The organism is Mycobacterium sp. pR1184 (genome assembly GCF_041287235.1).
Classification (GTDB): Bacteria; Actinomycetota; Actinomycetes; order Mycobacteriales; family Mycobacteriaceae; genus Mycobacterium.
Map to the genome: position 1 here is coordinate 22,490 of NZ_JBGGKR010000016.1, position 17,622 is coordinate 40,111.

The window sequence follows — 17,622 nt, forward strand, 5'->3', positions numbered from 1 at the left end:
CGCCGATCGGGGGATAGACAATTCCACTCACGGCATCCGATCGGAGGATGTTATTGATTCTTGACCAACCTTAGATTCTGTTGTTATGCCGGTCACCCTGGTTCCCGCCCCCGCGGCACAGCCGCGCGTGTTCGGGCGCCTGCTTTCCCAGGGCACCTTCTACACCGCGGGCATGCAACTCAGCAACGGCACCGTGATACTGCCGTTGATCTGCGCACACCAAGGTCTGACCTGGGTGGCAGCGCTGCTCTTTCCGGCCTTCAGCTTCGGCGACATCGTCGGAAACTCGGTGTCTCCACTGGTACTGGCGCGAGTCGGCCAGATGCGCCACCGGCTGTTGGCCGTGATCGCGGCCAGCGTGGCCGCGCTGACCCTGTGCGACGCGCTGATTCCCTGGCGCGGCGCCACCACCGCGGTGGTGTTTCTGCTGACCTGCGTGCTCGCGGGAGTGCTGCTCGGAATCGCCGGCGTCGCCTACCCCGACATGGTCTCCAGCAAGCTGTCCGGCGCGCGGCGCGGCGAGCTTTTCCTGTTCCAGAGCGCCATCGGGTCGGTGCTGGCCACCGTCGTCACGCTTTTCGTCGTCCCACTGCTGGCCCACGGCAACGAGATGGCGTATCGCCGCGATCTGTTGTGGCTGGGCGCAGTCGCGCTGGCCGGTTCGGCCATCGCGGCGCTGTTCGTCGGCCCGGCGCGGTCCACGTCTACCACCACCCGGATGTCGATGCGAGAGACCTACCGGGAGGGCTTCGCGGTCGCGCGGTCCCAGCCGTGGTTTGGCCGGTACATGGTCGCCTGCCTGTTGTTCGGCCCGGTCACCCTGGGCACCACCTTCTATGCCCTGCGTACCGCCCACCACAGCCGCAGCCTGCATGTGCTGGTGATCCTGTCCAGCGTCGGACTGGTTTTCGGGTCGCCGCTGTGGCGCAAGGTTTACCGCCGCTTCGGAGTGCGCGGGATGATGCTGGGCAGCGCGCTGCTCAGCATCGCCGCCGCCACGCTGACCCTGGCGGCCGAAGTCTGCGGCCAATGGACCCACATTTGGGCGTACGGCACGGTGTTCCTGATGGCGACGGTGGCCGCGCAGGCCGTCTTCGCCGCGGCGATCTCGTGGATCAGCGTGGTCGCCGAGGAGTCGCACCGCGGGACCCTGATCGCGTTCAGCTCGACACTGGTCGCCGTCGAAACCATGGCACTGGCGGCGGTGCTCGGGAACCTCGCGCAGAACCACGCCACCATGTGGCCCGACGTCGTGGTGCTGATCCTGGCCATCGGCGCCGCACTGGCTTCGCTGGGCGCGCCGCCGTCGGAAACCCGGCGGCCGGTCGCTGCCATCCGCGTCCCGGTCGCGGCACCCGCGCCGGTGCTGCAGGCGGCCTAGGGTCGCGCTATCTCCGATGACTTTTCCGCGGGCGGCAGCAACAGGGCACGTACCAAGCGGCGGGGTCCGGACGATCTGAGCAGGTGACTGGCCGGGCGGGGGCGTACTCGTTGTGGCCACCAGAACCAGCGTCCGAGCAGCGCGGCGATCGACGGCGTCATGAACGAGCGCACGATCAGGGTGTCGAACAGCAGGCCCAGGCCGATGGTGGTGCCGATCTGGCCGATGACGCGTAGATCGCTGAATACAAATAGCGACATGGTGACGGCGAACACCATGCCGGCGGCGGTGACGACGCCGCCGGTGCCCGCCATCGCGCGGATGATTCCGGTGTTCAGGCCGGCGCCGATTTCCTCTTTGAGTCGTGAGATCAGCAGCAGGTTGTAGTCGGATCCGACGGCCAGCAACAGGATCACCGACATCGCCAGCACCAGCCAGTACAAGTCGATGCCGAGAATGTCCTGCCAGAGCAGGACCGACAGGCCGAACGAGGAGCCCAGGGAAACCAGCACGGTGCCGACGATGACGGCAGCCGCGATCAGGCTGCGGGTCACGATCATCATGATGATCAAGATGAGACTGATCGCGGCGACTCCGGCGATCAGCAGGTCGTAGAAGGAGCCCTCTTGGATGTCCCGGTACGTCGAAGCCGTGCCGCCCATCGAGATCGCCGCTCCCTGTAGCGGGGTTCCCTTGATGGCTTCTTTGGCGGCCTGCTGGATCGGCTCGACGCGGGCGATGCCCTCGGGCGTCGAGGGATCTCCGTCCAGCGCAATGATGAAGCGCGCCGCCTTGCCGTCCGGCGACAAGAACATCTTGAGGCCCCGCTTGAAATCCGGATTCTCAAAGGCCGACTGCGGCAGATAAAACGAATCGTCGACCTGGGCGGCGTCGAAGACCCGGCCCATGGCACCCGGGTCTTTGGTGTTCATCTCCTGCTCCTTGTAGAAGGACATCAGGGTGCCGTGCCAGACGACCAGCATGTCGCGCATGATCGTCATCGTCGAAATCATTGGCAGCATCTGCGCGCGCATCTCCGGTAGGAGCCGGATCAGAACATCCATATCCTTGACGAGAGACTCCAATTTCTCGCTCAGCTGATCGATGTTGTCGAACGTTTCGAATATCGACCTGACCGCCCAGCAGGCCGGAATATCGAAACAGTGCTTCTCCCAGTAGAAATAGCTGCCAATCGGCCGCAGGAAGTCCGACAAGTCCGCAAGGTGATCTCTTATCGTGTCGGTGGTGTTCGACATATCGTGCGTGAGGTGATCCATATCGACCGTGTTGTCCACGATTTCGCCCATGAGCTGATACATGTGCTTCATCGTGTCGATGGATACCGTCATCGCCTGCGCCTGGACCACCATGTCGTCCAAGCGGTCCTTCATGAATTGCATGTTTTCGGCCTGTGAGACGCCCTGCATGCTCATGATGAAGGGAATCGACGTGTGTTTGAGAGACGTTCCCAGCGGCCGGGTTATCGACTTCACCTGTGAGATTCCGGGGCTGTGAAAAATGGTTTTCGCGACCTTGTCCAGAATGAGCATGTCCACCGGATCGCGCATATCATGATCGGACTCCATCAACAGCACATCGGGATTCAGCCAGGATTGGGAAAAGTGCCGGCCCGCGGCCGCATCCCCGACGACGGCCGGCATGCTGGCCGGCACGAATCTGCGCAGATCGTAGGTTGTCCGGTAATTCGGCAAGGCCAACAGCCCGACGAATGCCACCGCGCAGGTCGCCGCAAGCACCGGGCCGGGCCACCGAACGATCGCGGTTCCCACCCGACGCCACCTGCGCGTGGCCATCCTGCGCTTGGGTTCGAAGAACTTGAAGAAGCTGGCGACGGTCAGCACCGCCGGCCCGAGCGTGAGTGCGGCGAGGACCGCGACCAACATGCCGACCGCGCACGGTGGCCCGAGCGACTTGAAGTACGGCAACCGGGCAAAGCTGAGGCAACACATGGCGCCCGCGATGGTCAACCCGGAGCCCAGGATCACGTGGGCGGTTCCGTGAAACATGGCGAAGTATGCGGCTTCTCGGTCTTTACCCGCGTAGCGGGCCTCGTGGTAGCGGCCGAGTAGGAATATCGCGTAGTCCGTGCTGGCCGCAATGGCCAGCAGCGTGAGCAAGTTGACCGCGAAGGTCGAAAGGCCGAAAACGCCGTGATAAACCAGAAAACTGACCACGCCGCGAATGGCCCCGAGTTCGATCCCGACCATGGCCACGACGAGGATCATCGTGACGAAGGACCGGTAGATGAAGAGCAGCATCACCGCGATCACCACCCCGGTGATCAGGGTGACCCTGGCGATACTTTTGTCGCCGGCCTCGGATTGATCGGCGATCAGCCCCATCGAGCCGGTCACATACGCCTTGAGCCCGCGTGGCGCCGGCGTGGTGTCCACGATGTGACGTACGGCGTGAACCGAGTTGTATGCCGCCGTTTCGCTCTTGCCGGCCAGGTAGACCACCACATACGCGGCTTTATCGTCGGCACTTTGCGATCCGCCCGCCGTCAACGGGTCACTCCAGAAGTCCTGGATGTGCGCGACGTGCTGGGTATCCGCGGAAAGCCGCCGCAACAGCTCGCTATAAAAGCGATGCGCCTCGTCGCCCAGCGGCTTGTCGCTTTCCAGCACTATCGTGGCCGCGCTGTCGGTACCGGATTCTCCGAATACCTGTCCCACCCGCTTGAGCGCCTGAATCGAAGCGCCGCCCTTGGGGCTCATCGAAACGGAGTGCGCTTTGCCGACCGCTTCCAGCTGCGGCACGGCGAGGTTGAGCACGGCCGTCAGCCCGAGCCAGATCAGGACGATCGGCACCGCAAATCGGCGGATGATCTTTGGTGCCCGGCTCATCCGGCATTCACCTGGCAGAAGGTCAACGCTTTCGGCCCGGTTTCGGATCGCTCGTCCTTGGTCGTGCCATTCACCTTGATTCGGCAGCCGATGACGCCGCCGCTGCTTTGCGCCAAAAGGTTGACGGTGACCGACGTCAGCGTCGTCGACACCGTTTGCGACCACGGCAGCGGAATATTTTCCAGACGTTGCACGCGTGCGTCGGGGTCCAAATACGCGATCTTTGCCGTCGGGGCGGGGCCGAAGACTTCATAGGTGACTTGTTTCGGGTCGAACACCGGGTCGTCGAGATCAGCCTTGACCCTGACAACGGGATGTCCGTGAACGCCGAACATGCTATGGAGGCGATAGATTCCGAGCGCCGCGACGCTGGCAATCGCAATTATGGCCAGCAGCAACCACATTCGTTTCACGACTCGGGTAACCGAAACCATCTTTACCCCCGTGCTTTGTCACCGGGTCGCGAAACGATTTGCGTTAGCGACTTACGCTACCGTCAACGCGGTAAAGCATCGAGCCTTTTTGCTGATCGAGTGATCGTTATATGGCGCGGCGGTTCATCGAGCGCGCGACCATGATCAACGAGAACACGACGATCGCTCCGATAACGCCCACGCCCACCCGCACCGGCAACGCGTCGGCCGAGGGCAGCAGCCCCGCCGCCTGGGACCCGGCCCCGGGCCGGTCAGCCGCGGAGTCTTGCTTGGGCGCCAGCGACGGGTCGGGTGCGATCAGGGCGCCGACTTGGGTGCCCTGCGCGGTCGCGAAGCCGTAGTCGAGCAGATGCGCCGCCTGTTCCCAGGGCGCGATCGGCTGCCGGGTGCCGTGCATCAATATCGCCACCAGCCGCCGGCCGTCGTGGTTTGCCGCGCCGACAAACGTCTGGCCGGCATCGTCGGTGTAACCGGTCTTGCCGCCGAGCGCGCCCGGATATTTGTAGAGCAGCTGGTTGTCGTTTTCCAGCTCGTAGCCCGGGTGGTCGCCGTGACCGGGGAAGTCGAAGGTCTTCGTCGCGACGATGTCGGCGAAAGTCGGGTTCTGCCAGGCGTATCGGTAGAACAGGCCGATGTCGTAGGCCGAGGTGCTCATGCCCGGTCCGTCCAGTCCCGACGGTGTCGCCACCCGGGTGTCCTGACCGCCGAGCTTGGCGGCCAGCACGTTGATCTTCTCCACCGCCTGCTGCATTCCGCCCAGCTGCATGGCCAGCGCGTGTGCCGCGTCGTTGCCGGAGTGCATCAGCAGCCCGTGCAGCAGCTGGTTGACGGTGTAGACGCCGCCGTCGTCCACGCCGACCTTGGTGCCCTCGGCAGCGGCGTCGTCGGCCGTTCCGGTCACCGACTTGTTGAGCGGCAGCGCGTTCAGCGAGGCCATCGCGACCAGCACCTTGATGATGCTGGCCGGGCGGTGGCGGCCATGCGGGTCCTTGGCCGCGATCACCGCGCCGCTGTCCAGATCCGCGACCAGCCAGGCGTCGGCCGAGACGTCGGTTGGCAGCGCCGGGGTGTCGGGGGCGGTGACGATGCCGCAGCTGGACAGGGCCTCGCCGCCGACCGGCTTGGCGGGCACCGCCAGCGGAATCGGCGGATCGCCGGCCTGCGGCACCTCCGAGGAGTCCACCGCCGGTGGAGTGTTCACCTTAAACGGGCAGGTGGGTGCCCCGGCGTTGGCCCCTGGGCTCGGCTCCGCGAGCGCGGTGGGCATGCCCAAAGCGGCCGGGGCGGCGGTCATGAAAACCGCCGCAGCCAGGCAGGATGCAGAACGTAGGCGAGCTCTTGAGCGGGGCATTGGTGTGCAGACTAGGCGATGGGGCGCCCGATTGCCGGGAGCCGCGCTGTGACTGCTGAGGCTGATGTGACAACTTCATCCGTGCGGCGCAGGCTCCCGCAACCCACTACGCTGACAGGAGCCAACAGCCGTCGACGTCGAAAAGGGTGCGCCATTCCAAGCGAGCGATTGTGGTCGAAGTGGCGGCGCCGGGAGGGCACCAACGGATCCGGGCACCCGCCGCGATCGCTGGAGCAGTTGCTCAAGCAGGTGGAGAAGTCGACCCAGGTGCGGCGGACCGGACTTGACCAGGTGTTGGCCGAGTTGGAGATGCATCGCGACGCCACCGACGATCCCGAGGCGCGGTCGGCGCTGGCCTGGCTGTGCAATTCGCTGTCGCGGTTCGTGAACAACCCGAGTGCGGCGCACGCCCGCCAGCTGGTGATGGCCACCGGCACCGCTAGAGCCGCGCTGAATCGTTGAGGTCGCGGCCGCTGCGCCCGGGGTCTAGAACCGCTGCCACGCCTCGCTGAGCACGCCGCGCAGGATCGATTCGATCGTGTCGAATTCGGCCTGGCCGCTGATCAGCGGCGGCGCCAACTGGACGACCGAATCGCCGCGATCGTCGGTGCGGCAATACAATCCGGCCTCGAACAGCGCCGAGGACACCTGGCCCAGCAGGGCCCGGCGTTCGGTGTCGGTGAAGGTCTGTTTGGTCGCCTTGTCCTTGACCAGCTCGACGCCGTAGAAGAAACCCTCGCCACGTACGTCGCCGACGATCGGCAGGTCGTACAGCTTCTCCAGGGTGGCGCGGAATGCGGGGGCGTGGGACTTGACGTGGTCGAGGATGCCCTCGCGCTCGAAGATGTCCAGGTTGGCCAAGCCGACGGCGGCCGAAACCGGGTGGCCGCCAAAGGTATACCCGTGCGGGAACATCGTCTCGCCGTCGTTGAACGGCTCGAACAACCGCTCGCTGGCGATCATCGCGCCGATCGGCGAGTAGCCCGACGTCATGCCCTTGGCGCAGGTGATCATGTCGGGTACATAGCCGACGTCGTCACAGGCGAACATCGAGCCGATCCGGCCGAACGCGCAGATCACCTCGTCGGAGACCAGCAGCACGTCGTATTCGTCGCAGATCTCCCGGACCCGCTCGAAATAGCCTGGGGGAGCGGGGATGCTGCCGCCGGCGTTCTGCACCGGTTCGAGGAACACCGCGGCCACGGTGTCGGGCCCCTCGAACTCGATTGCCTCGGCGACCCGGTCGGCGGCCCACCGCCCGAACGCTTTTGCGTCGGCGCGAAAGGGCTCGGGCGCTCGGTAGAAGTTGGTGTTGGGCACCCGGAAGCCGCCCGGGGTGACCGGTTCGAACGGTGCCTTGAACCGCGGCAGCCCGGTGATCGCCAGCGCTCCCTGAGTGGTGCCGTGATAGGCGATCGCGCGCGAAATCACCTTGTGCTTCCCGGGTTTGCCGGTCAGCTTGAAATACTGCTTGGCGACTTTCCACGCGGTCTCGACGGCCTCGGTGCCACCGGTGGTGAAGAACACCCGGTTCAGATCGCCGGGGGCATGGTGGGCCAGGCGCTCGGACAGCTCGATCGCGGGCGGGGTGGCGTACCCCCACAACGGAAAGAACGCCAGCGTGCTCGCCTGCCGGGCCGCGACCTCGGCCAGTTCGGTGCGGCCGTGACCGACCTGCACGGTGAACAGCCCGGACAGCCCGTCCAGGTAGCTTTTGCCGCGGTCGTCGTAGATGGTGACGCCCTCGCCGCGGGTGATGATCGGCGCGGTGATGTCGGCTCCGTGCCGGGCGAAGTGCAGCCAAAGATTGTCAGTCATCGTGCCCGTGAGCGTAACGCTAGGCTCGGGACATGACCGCAACGCAGGTCACCGATTTCGAAGCGCTGCGCCCACACCTGATGGCGGTTGCCTACCGGGTGACGGGAACCGTGGCCGACGCGGAAGACATCGTCCAGGAAGCGTGGCTGCGCTGGGACAGCCAAGACGCGACGATCACCGACCTGCGCGCCTGGCTGACCACCGTGGTGAGTCGGCTCGGACTGGATCGGTTGCGGTCGGCCGCCCACCGGCGCGAGACCTACACCGGCAACTGGCTGCCCGAGCCGGTGGTGACCGGCTTTGACGGCACCGATCCGCTGTCCGCCGTGGTGGCGCGCGAGGACGCCCGGTTTGCGGCGATGGTGGTGCTGGAGCGGCTGTCCCCGGATCAGCGGGTCGCCTTTGTGTTGCACGACGGGTTCTCGATGCCGTTCGCCGAAGTTGCCGAGGTGCTGGGAACCAACGAGCCCGCCGCCCGCCAGCTCGCCTCGCGGGCTCGCAAGGCCGTCGCGAGCCAGCCGCCCCCGGAACCGGATCCGTCCCACAACGAGGTGGTCGGCAAGCTGATGGCCGCGATGGCCTCCGGCGACCTGGAAGCGGTGGTGGCGCTGCTGCATCCGGACGTGACATTGACCGGCGATGCGAATGGCAAGGCGCCCACCGCAATCAACGTCATTCACGGCGCGGACAAGGTGGCCCGATTCTTCTTCGGCCTGGCCGACCGCTACGGCCCTGCGATGTTCACGACGTATCAGCTCGGGTTGGTCAACGGCGAACTGGGCGGCTACACCGCGGGTGTGCCTGCCGCTGACGGGTATCGCGAGATGATGCCCAGGATTATGGCGATGACGGTGCGCGACGGAAAGGTCTGTGCCCTATGGGATGTCGCCAACCCCGACAAATTCAGCGGATCCCCGCTGCGTCGTCGGCCGCCCACGGAATGCGGCAACTATCACCGGAATTGAAGCCCTGCTCGGTGATGCCCAGCGCGGAGTTCATCCGGGCCCGCATGTTCTCCAAGCCGATCTGATAGGTCAGCTCGATCACCCCGGCGTCGCCGAACCGTGCCCGCAGGTCGGCCACCTGCTCGTCGGTGACGGTGTGCGGATCGGTGGTCATCGCGTCGGCGTAGGCGATCGCGGCGCGCTCGTCGTCGGTGAACGCCGCCGACGTGGCGTAGTCGTCGATCTCCTTGAGCCGCTTGATGTCCAGGCCGTCCAGGCGCTGCAGCATGGACCCGAAGTCGACACACCACGAGCAGCCGATCGCGCGCGCGGTCCAGTACACGGCAAGCTCACGCACACTGACCGGGAGTGAGCGGGAGGCCCGGTCGACCAGGGTCTCGTGCACGGCGCCGGCGACCATCAGCCGGCGATGATGCGCGGCCACCGCGAACGGTTCGGGTACCTGGCCGTAGCGCCGCTGGGCGATCCGGTACATGGCGCGGGTCATCAGGCCGGCGCTCTTGGGTGGTAGCGGCTGGATGCGTGTTTTCTGAGTCATACATTCAAGACGACGCAGCTTCGGGGAGTGTGACCAAGGTTCTTCCAAGAATCCGATAAGGATCCCCGGCAAGTGTGTGGCGATGACCTACTGCTATTTCGACGAGCCGCCCCGCCTGGAAGACATCGAGCCGGCCACCCACAGCGAGGTGCTGATCGCCGAACCACGGCTGGACCAGGCGCGCATCCGAGCCGCGGTCGACGTGGTTTTCGCTGCTCACCCCGACCTGGGCACCGTGTTCGAGTCGAAATTGAAGATCTGGATGACCCGACCGGGCGGCGGCTGGGCGTGGGGCGTGGAACCACCCGGCGGCTGTGTCACCGACATCGTCGCGCGGCATCTGGCCAGCTTCGATATGCACACCGGCCGGTTGTTCGCGGTCTCGCTGCTGCCGGGCGAACCCGACCGGCTGGTGCTGACCGCCAGCCGGCTCTGCATCGACGAAGCGGCCTGGCAAGCGGTCGTCGACGACCTGGTCGCCGAGTGCCGCGCCGCCGGCCTCAGCGTGAGAACATCAGCGCGCGCTTGACCTCTTGGATCGCCTTCGTGACCTGAATTCCACGCGGGCAGGACTCCGTGCAGTTGAACGTGGTGCGGCAGCGCCACACTCCGTCGACCTCGTTGAGGATGTCGAGGCGCTCAGCGGCGGCCTCGTCGCGGCTGTCGAAGATGAACCGGTGCGCGTTGACGATCGCGGCCGGGCCGAAGTACGTGCCCTCGCTCCAGAACACCGGGCAGCTGGTGGTGCAGCACGCACACAGGATGCACTTGGTGGTGTCGTCGTAGCGGGCGCGGTCGGTCGGGCTTTGGATACGCTCGCGGGTCGGCGGGTTGCCGCTGGTGATCAGGTACGGCTTCACCGCCCGGTAGGCGTCGAAGAACGGTTCCATGTCGACGACCAGGTCCTTCTCCACCGGAAGACCACGGATCGGCTCGACCGTGATCGTCAGGGACTTGCCCGGTCTCTTGGGCAACAGGTCGCGCATCAGCACCTTGCAGGCCAGCCGGTTCACGCCGTTGATCCGCATCGCGTCGGATCCGCAGACGCCGTGGGCGCAGGATCGCCGGAAGGTCAGTGTGCCGTCGAGGTAGCCCTTGATGTAGATCAGCAGATTGAGCAGCCGGTCGCTGGGCAGACATGGAACCCGAAAGCTTTGCCAGCCACCGGTTTTCGCGAACGCATCGGGATCGTCGGGATTGAACCGGGCGATCTTGAGGGTCACCATCACCGCGCCGTCCGGAACCGCGGGCAGGGGTGGTTCCCCAACCTCTTCAGACATCAGTACTTCCGCTCCTTGGGTTCGTAGCGCGTCTGCACGACGGGCTTGAAGTCGAGCGCGATGTCGCTCAACAGCTCGCTGCCCTGCTTGTAAGCCATCGTGTGGCGCATGTAGTTGACGTCGTCCCGATTCGGGTAGTCCTCGCGGGCGTGCCCGCCACGGGACTCCTTGCGATTCAGGGCGCCGACGACGGTGACTTCTGCCAGCTCCAGCAAGAAGCCCAGCTCGATGGCTTCCAGCAAGTCGCTGTTGAAACATTTTCCCTTGTCGTGCACGCTAATTCGCGAGTAGCGCTCCTTGAGCGCGTGGATGTCGGTGAGCGCCTGCTTGAGTGTCTCCTCGGTGCGGAACACCGCGGCGTTGTTGTCCATCGTCTGTTGCAGGGCGCCACGGATGTCGGCGACGCGTTCGTTGCCGTGCTCGCTGAGGATGTCGGACACCCAGCCGAGGACCATGGCCTCCGGATTCGGCGGCATGTCGACGAAGTCGTGGCCCCGGGCGTAGCTGGCCGCGGCGATGCCGGCACGGCGGCCGAAGACGTTGATGTCCAGCAGCGAGTTGGTGCCCAGCCGATTGGCGCCGTGCACGGAGACGCATGCGCACTCACCGGCCGCATACAGGCCCGGAACGGTGGATGTGTTGTCCCGCAACACTTGTCCGGACACCGTGGTCGGGATGCCGCCCATCACGTAGTGACAAGTGGGATAGACCGGCACCAGCTCGTGCACGGGATCGACGCCCAGGTAGGTGCGGGCGAATTCGGTGATGTCGGGCAGCTTGGATTCCAGCACGTCTTCGCCGAGGTGGCGGACGTCGATGTACACGTAATCCTTGTGCGGTCCGGCGCCGCGGCCCTCCAGGACCTCCAACACCATCGAGCGGGCCACGATGTCGCGGGGCGCCAGGTCGACGATCGTCGGGGCGTAGCGCTCCATGAATCGCTCGCCCTCGCCGTTGAGCAACCGGCCACCCTCGCCGCGCACGGCCTCCGAGATCAGGATGCCCAACCCGGCCAGGCCGGTCGGGTGGAACTGGTGAAATTCCATGTCCTCCAACGGAAGTCCCTTGCGGAACACGATGCCGATACCGTCGCCGGTCAGTGTGTGCGCGTTGGAGGTGGTCTTGTACATGCGCCCGGAGCCGCCGGTCGCGAGCACGACGGCCTTGGCGTGGAAGACGTGGATGCGACCGGTGGCCAGCTCATAGGCGACGACCCCGGTGGCCACCGGGCCGCTGGGCGTCTGGGTGAGCACCAGGTCGAGCGCGTAGAACTCGTTGAAGAACTGCACGTCGTGCTTGACGCAGTTTTGGTACAGCGTCTGCAGGATCATGTGGCCGGTGCGGTCCGCGGCGTAGCAGGCCCGTCGTACCGGGGCCTTGCCGTGATCGCGGGTGTGGCCGCCGAAGCGGCGCTGGTCGATGCGGCCCTCGGGGGTGCGGTTGAACGGCATCCCCATCTTCTCCAGGTCGAGCACCGCGTCGATGGCTTCCTTGCACATGATCTCGACGGCATCCTGGTCCGCGAGGTAGTCACCGCCCTTGACGGTGTCGAAGGTGTGCCACTCCCAGTTGTCGTCCTCGACGTTGGCCAGCGCCGCGCACATGCCGCCCTGGGCGGCGCCGGTGTGGCTACGGGTCGGGTAGAGCTTGGTCAACACCGCGGTGCGCACCTGGGGGCCCGCCTCGACGGCTGCCCGCATCCCGGCACCGCCCGCGCCGACGATCACCACGTCGTATCGGTGTTGCTGGATCACGGGTTAGCCTCCGACATCGGGGTTGAACGTCATCAACACGTAGGTACCCAGCACCAACGTGAATCCCATCGACAACAGCAGCAGGCTGTTCAGCCAAAACCGGGTGCTGTTCTTGCGGCTGTAGTCGTCGATGATGGTGCGCAGGCCGTTACCGCCGTGCAGCTGCGCCAGCCACAGCAGCGACAGGTCCCAGAATTGCCAGAACGGCGACGCCCAGCGCTGCGCCACGTAGTTGAAGTCGATGCGGTACACGCCGTTGTCCCACATCAGCATGATGAACAGGTGCCCGATCGCCAGGAACACCAGCGCGACGCCCGAAAACCGCATGAACAGCCAGGCGAATTTCTCGAAGTTGGGAATACCGGACCGCCGCCGCGGTGAGCGCGGGTTGTCCAGGCTGGGCGGGCGATCGTGGCTGCGCTGCAGGACCGGCGCTACCTCGCCGCGACCGAGCTGAAGGTCGGGGCTACTCATCGGAAGTGCTCCATCATGTGGACGCCGATCGCCACCGCCGCGGGCACCATGACCAACAGGTAGACGACGGCGACGATCCACAGCATCGTCTTCTGGTGGCGGGGACCCTCGGCCCAGAAGTCGATCAAGATGATGCGGATCCCGTTGAGTGCGTGGAATCCCACCGCGGCGACCAAGCCGAGCTCCATCAGGCCGACGATCGGCGTCTTGTAGGTCGCGACCACCTCGTTGTAGGTCTGCGGGCTGACCCGGACCAGGGCGGTATCCAGCACGTGCACGAACAGGAAGAAGAAGATCGTCGCGCCGGTGATGCGATGCAACACCCACGACCACATCCCCGGATCTCCCCGATACAGGGTCCGTGGTGGCCGTCGCTTGCGTGATGGCTCGGTGGTCTCAGTGCTCAAACCAATTCCCTTGTTCATCCGCGAAACTAAGCCGGGCAATCGAGCTTAGCCCGGCAACCAGGGGTCCGGAACCAGCCAACATCGTTCTTCAACGGGGGTTTCGTGCCAGGGTTAGGGTGGCTCTCTCGACTCGGCCGATCGGTGATTGGGGTTGCTGTATGCCTGATATTGATTGGAATATGCTGCGGGACAAAGCAATACAGGCAGCTGCGGGAGCCTATGCCCCGTATTCGCAGTTCCCGGTGGGTGCGGCCGCGTTGGTCGACGACGGTCGTGTGGTCACCGGCTGCAATGTGGAGAATGTCTCATATGGGCTTGGTCTGTGTGCCGAATGCGGCGTGGTGTCCGCCCTGCATACGAGCGGTGGCGGCCGGTTGGTTGCCCTGGTGTGCGTTGACTCACAGGCAGCGCTGTTGATGCCGTGCGGACGCTGCCGTCAAGTCCTGCTGGAGCACGGCGGACGCGACCTGCTGATCGCGCATCCGGCCGGCCCCCGCCGACTCGAAGAGCTACTGCCCGATCCGTTCGATGCCGACGATCTGACCCGGGAACGTCCTTGACTGACTTCGCATTCGACGCGCCGACGGTCATCAGGACCAAACGTGACGGGGGTCGGTTGTCCGATGCCGCGATCGACTGGGTCGTCGCCGCCTATACCGATGGCCGCGTCGCCGAGGAGCAGATGGCGGCGCTGCTGATGGCGATCTTCTGGCGTGGCATGGACCACGGTGAGATCGTCAGGTGGACAGCGGCGATGCTGGCGTCGGGTGACCGGCTGGATTTCAGCGATCTGCGGTCCGGCGGCAAACCGCTGGCCACCGTGGACAAGCATTCGACCGGCGGGGTCGGCGACAAGACCACGCTGGTGTTGGTGCCCGTCGTCGCCGCCTGCGGTGGTGCGGTGCCCAAAGTCTCCGGCCGCGGCCTCGGCCATACGGGCGGCACCCTGGACAAGCTGGAGTCCATCACCGGGTTCAGCGCGTCAATATCCAAAGATCAAGTGCATCAACAACTCTGCGATATCGGGGCGGCGATCTTCGGTGCCGGCGAGCTGGCGCCCGCCGACAAAAAGATCTACGCGCTGCGCGACATCACCGCCACGGTCGACTCCTTGCCGTTGATTGCCAGCTCGATCATGAGCAAGAAACTGGCCGAGGGCATCGGCGCGCTGGTGCTCGACGTGAAGGTCGGTGGCGGCGCGTTCTTGTCCTCGGAGGCGCAATGTCGCGAACTGGCCGAAACGATGGTCGGGCTGGGTGTGGCCCACGGTGTGCCCACGCGGGCGGTGCTGACCGATATGGACGGCCCGCTGGGTGCCACGGTCGGCAATGCGCTCGAGGTTGCCGAGGCGCTCGAGGTGCTGGCCGGTGGCGGACCACCCGATGTCGTGGAGCTGACGATCCGGCTGGCCGTCGAGATGCTGGAGCTGGCCGGCATCGACGGCCATGATCCCGCCCAGACCCTGCGTGACGGCACCGCGATGGACCGGTTCCGCCGGTTGGTCGCGGCCCAGGGCGGCGACTTGTCCGTGCCGTTGCCAATCGGTTCGCATTCGGAGACCGTGATCGCGACACGGAGCGGCACAATGGGGGACATCGACGCTATGGCAGTGGGACTGGCAGCTTGGCGACTCGGCGCGGGTCGATCCCGCCCGGGTGGGCAGGTGCAGCCCGGCGCGGGCGTCCGGATCCATCGGCGCCCGGGGCAGCCGGTTGCCGCCGGTGAGCCGTTGTTCACGCTCTACACCGACACCCCCGAGCGCTTCGGCGCCGCGCTGGCCGAGCTGGACGGCGGCTGGAGCGTGGGTGACACGGCACCGCCGTCGCGACCGCTGATCATCGGGATCGCCTCGTGAGCGCCCCACTGGAATTGCGGCAGATCCAGCAGGCGCCGAAGGCGCTGCTGCACGATCACCTCGACGGGGGTTTGCGCCCGTCGACCGTGCTGGACATCGCCGGCCAGATCGGCTACGACGAGCTGCCCGCCACCGACGCCGACGAGCTGGCGACCTGGTTTCGCACGCGGTCGCACAGCGGTTCACTGGAGCGCTACCTGGAGCCGTTCTCGCACACCGTGGCCGTGATGCAGACGCCCGAGGCGCTGTTCCGGGTCGGCTACGAGTGTGTGGAGGACCTGGCCGCCGACTCCGTGGTGTACGCCGAGATCCGTTTCGCGCCGGAGCTGCACATCAATCGTGGGCTGTCCTTCGACGAGATCGTCGATGCCGTGCTGGAGGGATTCGCGGCCGGCGAGAAGGCCGCCGCCGCGGCGGGCCGTCCGATCGTGATGCGTCTTCTGGTCACCGCGATGCGCCACGCCGCGATGTCGCGAGAGATTGCCGAGCTGGCAATTCGCTTCCGGGACAAGGGAGTTGTCGGCTTCGACATTGCCGGTGCCGAGGCCGGCTATCCGCCGACGCGACACCTGGACGCGTTCGAATATATGCGAGATCACAACGCGCGCTTCACCATTCATGCCGGTGAGGCGTTCGGCCTGCCGTCCATTCACGAGGCGATAGCCTTCTGCGGAGCCGACCGGCTGGGCCACGGCGTGCGCATCGTCGACGATATCGAAATCGTCGAAGGCGGCGGTGTTCAGTTGGGCCGGCTGGCATCGATCCTGCGCGACAAGCGCATTCCCCTGGAGCTGTGCCCGAGCTCGAACGTGCAGACCGGCGCGGTCAAGAGCATCGCCGACCACCCGTTCGATCTGCTGGCCAGGGCCCGGTTCCGGGTGACCGTCAACACCGACAACAGGTTGATGAGCGACACCACGATGAGCCTCGAAATGCACCGGCTGGTCGAGGCTTTCGGTTACGGGTGGAGCGACCTCGAGCGGTTCACCATCAATGCGATGAAGTCGGCGTTCATTGCGTTCGATGAGCGGCTCGCGCTCATCGACGACGTGATCAAGCCGCGGTACGCGGTACTGATCGGCTAGAACGGCGGCGGTTCACCGTCGTCTTGGGGCCGAACGGCTAGTGCTGCGGCGCGGCGCTTTTCGCTGCGGGCTCGGTTGTGCCGGCGCTCGGTGGCGATGCGGGCGGCGCGGTTCTGCGCGCGAGTGTGGGTCCGCAGCGGCATCATCGCTTCGCGGTTGTCGCATCCGATGGCGGGCATCGCCGCGATCGGCGGCGGATCCAGGCCGGCGCACAGCACGGGGAACAGCAGGGCGCTGCCGGGTGTGGTGACGCGGGTGTGTCCACCGGGCAGGGTCCAGATGACGGTGCCGTCGGGTAGTTGTTGGTCGCGCCAGCCCCAGAAAGTCTTGAGCAGGTGATGTTTTCGGCACAGGCATTTGAGGTTGGAGGGGTGGGTGGCGCCGCCGTCACCGTGGGGCACGGTGTGGTCGATATCGCACTCGGTGGCGGGCCGGTCGCAGCCAGGTGCCCGACAGGTCAGGTCGCGGGCCCGCACGAAGTCGGCCAGCGCCCGAGACGGCAGGTATCCGGACTCCGCAGCCGCCGCAGCCGTAATCGGTTGCAGCTTAGCAGTTTTCGCCAACTCACGGACAATTTCGGCCGGGATGATGCCGTCACCGTACAGAAAGCCCGGAGCCGCGCCGGACCCGTCCACGGTCGCGCTGTCGGCGACCACGTGAATGACGACGGAGTTGGGGACCCGCGGCGGCGCACCGGCCGGGCAGTCAGCGCGAGCGCATCCGCACGTCAGCCGGTCGGCGCCGGCTGCCAACGCGCCCAACGCGTCGGCGCGCAGCTGACCGATCGTGCGGGGATCGTCGTCGCACACCGTCTTGGCGAGTTCGTCGAGCCGGCGATGCAGGGCTTGGCCCGTCGTCGCAAACACCGTGCCATTGATCAACGCCATGCCCGGATCCATCGGCGTGACCTTGAAATAGCGGTCCGCTGCGTACTCGCGGGACCGGCGCACCGCGTCGCGGTCCATCGTGACGACGACGCGATCGATCTCCGTCGCGAGCTTCCAGCTGGTCATCGACGGCCAGCGCGGTGCCTTGATCGCCAGCTGCGCATCCACCGCGGCCAGCGCCTCGGCTTCGACGATCAGGTCGGTGCGAAACACGATGGTGCGGAACAGCCGAAAGTCGATGTCCCCGGCCCGAAAAACGGTAGCGACGGCCGGCAGTCGTTCCTGCATGGCACGGGCGTACCGCAGGTTGCTGTGGCCCATCGCCACGCTGGTGCGCAGCGCCGCCGCGACTTCGGCGGCCACCGCATCGCTGGTGTCGGCTGCCCACTGCGCGCGTTCGCCGTGCTGGGCCACCCGCAACCTGAACAAGTCGCCGATTGCCTCGAGGCGAGCGGCGGCGGCTTGGGCTTCGGCCCGCGCCGCGTCGCTGATGCGGGTAAGCAAGGACGATTCATCGAACATGTGT

16 protein-coding genes and 1 pseudogene are annotated in these 17,622 nt (G+C 65.9%); 7 read left to right on the forward strand and 10 right to left on the reverse strand.

Going from position 1 to position 17,622, the window contains the following annotated elements; all coding sequences use genetic code 11:
• The first annotated feature begins 85 nt into the window (after nt 1–85).
• Nucleotides 86–1,381 carry an MFS transporter gene (locus ACAG21_RS23950; protein ID WP_370498754.1) on the forward strand — a complete coding sequence of 432 codons (1,296 nt, stop codon included), beginning with the start codon at nt 86–88 and terminating at the stop codon, nt 1,379–1,381.
• On the opposite strand, the gene ACAG21_RS23955 is transcribed toward ACAG21_RS23950, so the two are convergent.
• The 3 genes from ACAG21_RS23955 to ACAG21_RS23965 form a co-directional block, all read right to left on the reverse strand.
• Nucleotides 1,378–4,248 (reverse strand): RND family transporter, encoded by a 2,871-nt coding sequence (locus ACAG21_RS23955; protein WP_370498755.1) that lies wholly within the window; start codon nt 4,246–4,248, stop codon nt 1,378–1,380. The genes ACAG21_RS23950 and ACAG21_RS23955 overlap by 4 nt on opposite strands.
• Nucleotides 4,245–4,682, reverse strand: coding sequence for an MmpS family transport accessory protein (locus tag ACAG21_RS23960; protein WP_342929678.1), 438 nt, complete (start codon nt 4,680–4,682; stop codon nt 4,245–4,247). The genes ACAG21_RS23955 and ACAG21_RS23960 overlap by 4 nt, the downstream gene beginning before the upstream one ends.
• Nucleotides 4,683–4,788: 106 nt before the next feature.
• Nucleotides 4,789–6,033: a D-alanyl-D-alanine carboxypeptidase family protein gene (locus ACAG21_RS23965; RefSeq protein ID WP_370498756.1), complete on the reverse strand. Its 1,245-nt coding sequence runs from the start codon at nt 6,031–6,033 to the stop codon at nt 4,789–4,791.
• A 168-nt stretch (nt 6,034–6,201) separates the two neighbouring features.
• Here ACAG21_RS23965 and ACAG21_RS23970 point away from each other — a divergent pair, with 168 nt between their 5' ends.
• Entirely contained in the window at nt 6,202–6,495 is a 294-nt protein-coding gene (locus ACAG21_RS23970; protein ID WP_370498757.1) for a hypothetical protein, read from the forward strand.
• Between the two features lie 24 nt (nt 6,496–6,519).
• Here the strand turns inward: ACAG21_RS23970 and ACAG21_RS23975 are convergent, their stop codons facing one another.
• Nucleotides 6,520–7,851: an aspartate aminotransferase family protein gene (locus ACAG21_RS23975; RefSeq protein ID WP_370498758.1), complete on the reverse strand. Its 1,332-nt coding sequence runs from the start codon at nt 7,849–7,851 to the stop codon at nt 6,520–6,522.
• A 32-nt stretch (nt 7,852–7,883) separates the two neighbouring features.
• Here ACAG21_RS23975 and ACAG21_RS23980 point away from each other — a divergent pair, with 32 nt between their 5' ends.
• Complete coding sequence (locus tag ACAG21_RS23980; protein ID WP_370498759.1) at nt 7,884–8,816, forward strand: sigma-70 family RNA polymerase sigma factor; 933 nt, start codon at nt 7,884–7,886, stop codon at nt 8,814–8,816.
• Here the strand turns inward: ACAG21_RS23980 and ACAG21_RS23985 are convergent.
• Nucleotides 8,755–9,366, reverse strand: a pseudogene (locus ACAG21_RS23985) (carboxymuconolactone decarboxylase family protein); the annotation flags it as partial. The gene ACAG21_RS23980 and the pseudogene ACAG21_RS23985 overlap by 62 nt on opposite strands.
• Nucleotides 9,367–9,436: 70 nt before the next feature.
• Here ACAG21_RS23985 and ACAG21_RS23990 point away from each other — a divergent pair.
• Nucleotides 9,437–9,883, forward strand: a complete 447-nt coding sequence (locus ACAG21_RS23990) for a hypothetical protein (RefSeq protein WP_370498875.1) — start codon at nt 9,437–9,439, stop codon at nt 9,881–9,883.
• Here ACAG21_RS23990 and ACAG21_RS23995 read toward each other — a convergent pair.
• From ACAG21_RS23995 to sdhC, 4 genes are read right to left on the reverse strand one after another with little or no spacing between them, the layout of a single operon-like run.
• Nucleotides 9,855–10,634: a succinate dehydrogenase iron-sulfur subunit gene (locus tag ACAG21_RS23995; RefSeq protein WP_096285107.1), complete on the reverse strand. Its 780-nt coding sequence runs from the start codon at nt 10,632–10,634 to the stop codon at nt 9,855–9,857. The genes ACAG21_RS23990 and ACAG21_RS23995 overlap by 29 nt on opposite strands.
• On the reverse strand, nt 10,634–12,388 hold the full coding sequence (gene sdhA / locus ACAG21_RS24000; protein WP_370498760.1) for a succinate dehydrogenase flavoprotein subunit: 1,755 nt from the start codon (nt 12,386–12,388) through the stop codon (nt 10,634–10,636). The genes ACAG21_RS23995 and sdhA overlap by 1 nt, the downstream gene beginning before the upstream one ends.
• A 3-nt stretch (nt 12,389–12,391) precedes the next feature.
• Nucleotides 12,392–12,862 (reverse strand): succinate dehydrogenase hydrophobic membrane anchor subunit, encoded by a 471-nt coding sequence (locus ACAG21_RS24005; protein ID WP_096285111.1) that lies wholly within the window; start codon nt 12,860–12,862, stop codon nt 12,392–12,394.
• Nucleotides 12,859–13,197, reverse strand: coding sequence for a succinate dehydrogenase, cytochrome b556 subunit (gene sdhC, locus ACAG21_RS24010; protein ID WP_370498876.1), 339 nt, complete (start codon nt 13,195–13,197; stop codon nt 12,859–12,861). The genes ACAG21_RS24005 and sdhC overlap by 4 nt, the downstream gene beginning before the upstream one ends.
• Before the next feature lie 230 nt (nt 13,198–13,427).
• On the opposite strand from sdhC, the gene ACAG21_RS24015 reads away from it, so the two are divergent.
• From ACAG21_RS24015 to ACAG21_RS24025, 3 genes are read left to right on the forward strand one after another with little or no spacing between them, the layout of a single operon-like run.
• Nucleotides 13,428–13,829, forward strand: a complete 402-nt coding sequence (locus ACAG21_RS24015) for a cytidine deaminase (protein WP_370498761.1) — start codon at nt 13,428–13,430, stop codon at nt 13,827–13,829.
• Nucleotides 13,826–15,124 (forward strand): thymidine phosphorylase, encoded by a 1,299-nt coding sequence (locus ACAG21_RS24020; RefSeq protein WP_370498762.1) that lies wholly within the window; start codon nt 13,826–13,828, stop codon nt 15,122–15,124. The genes ACAG21_RS24015 and ACAG21_RS24020 overlap by 4 nt, the downstream gene beginning before the upstream one ends.
• Complete coding sequence (locus ACAG21_RS24025; protein ID WP_370498763.1) at nt 15,121–16,209, forward strand: adenosine deaminase; 1,089 nt, start codon at nt 15,121–15,123, stop codon at nt 16,207–16,209. Before ACAG21_RS24020 ends, ACAG21_RS24025 begins: the two co-directional genes overlap by 4 nt.
• Here ACAG21_RS24025 and ACAG21_RS24030 read toward each other — a convergent pair.
• The gene (locus ACAG21_RS24030; RefSeq protein WP_370498764.1) at nt 16,206–17,618 is read right to left on the reverse strand and encodes an HNH endonuclease signature motif containing protein; all 1,413 of its coding nucleotides are present in this window, start codon (nt 17,616–17,618) and stop codon (nt 16,206–16,208) included. The genes ACAG21_RS24025 and ACAG21_RS24030 overlap by 4 nt on opposite strands.
• Nucleotides 17,619–17,622 lie beyond the last annotated feature (4 nt).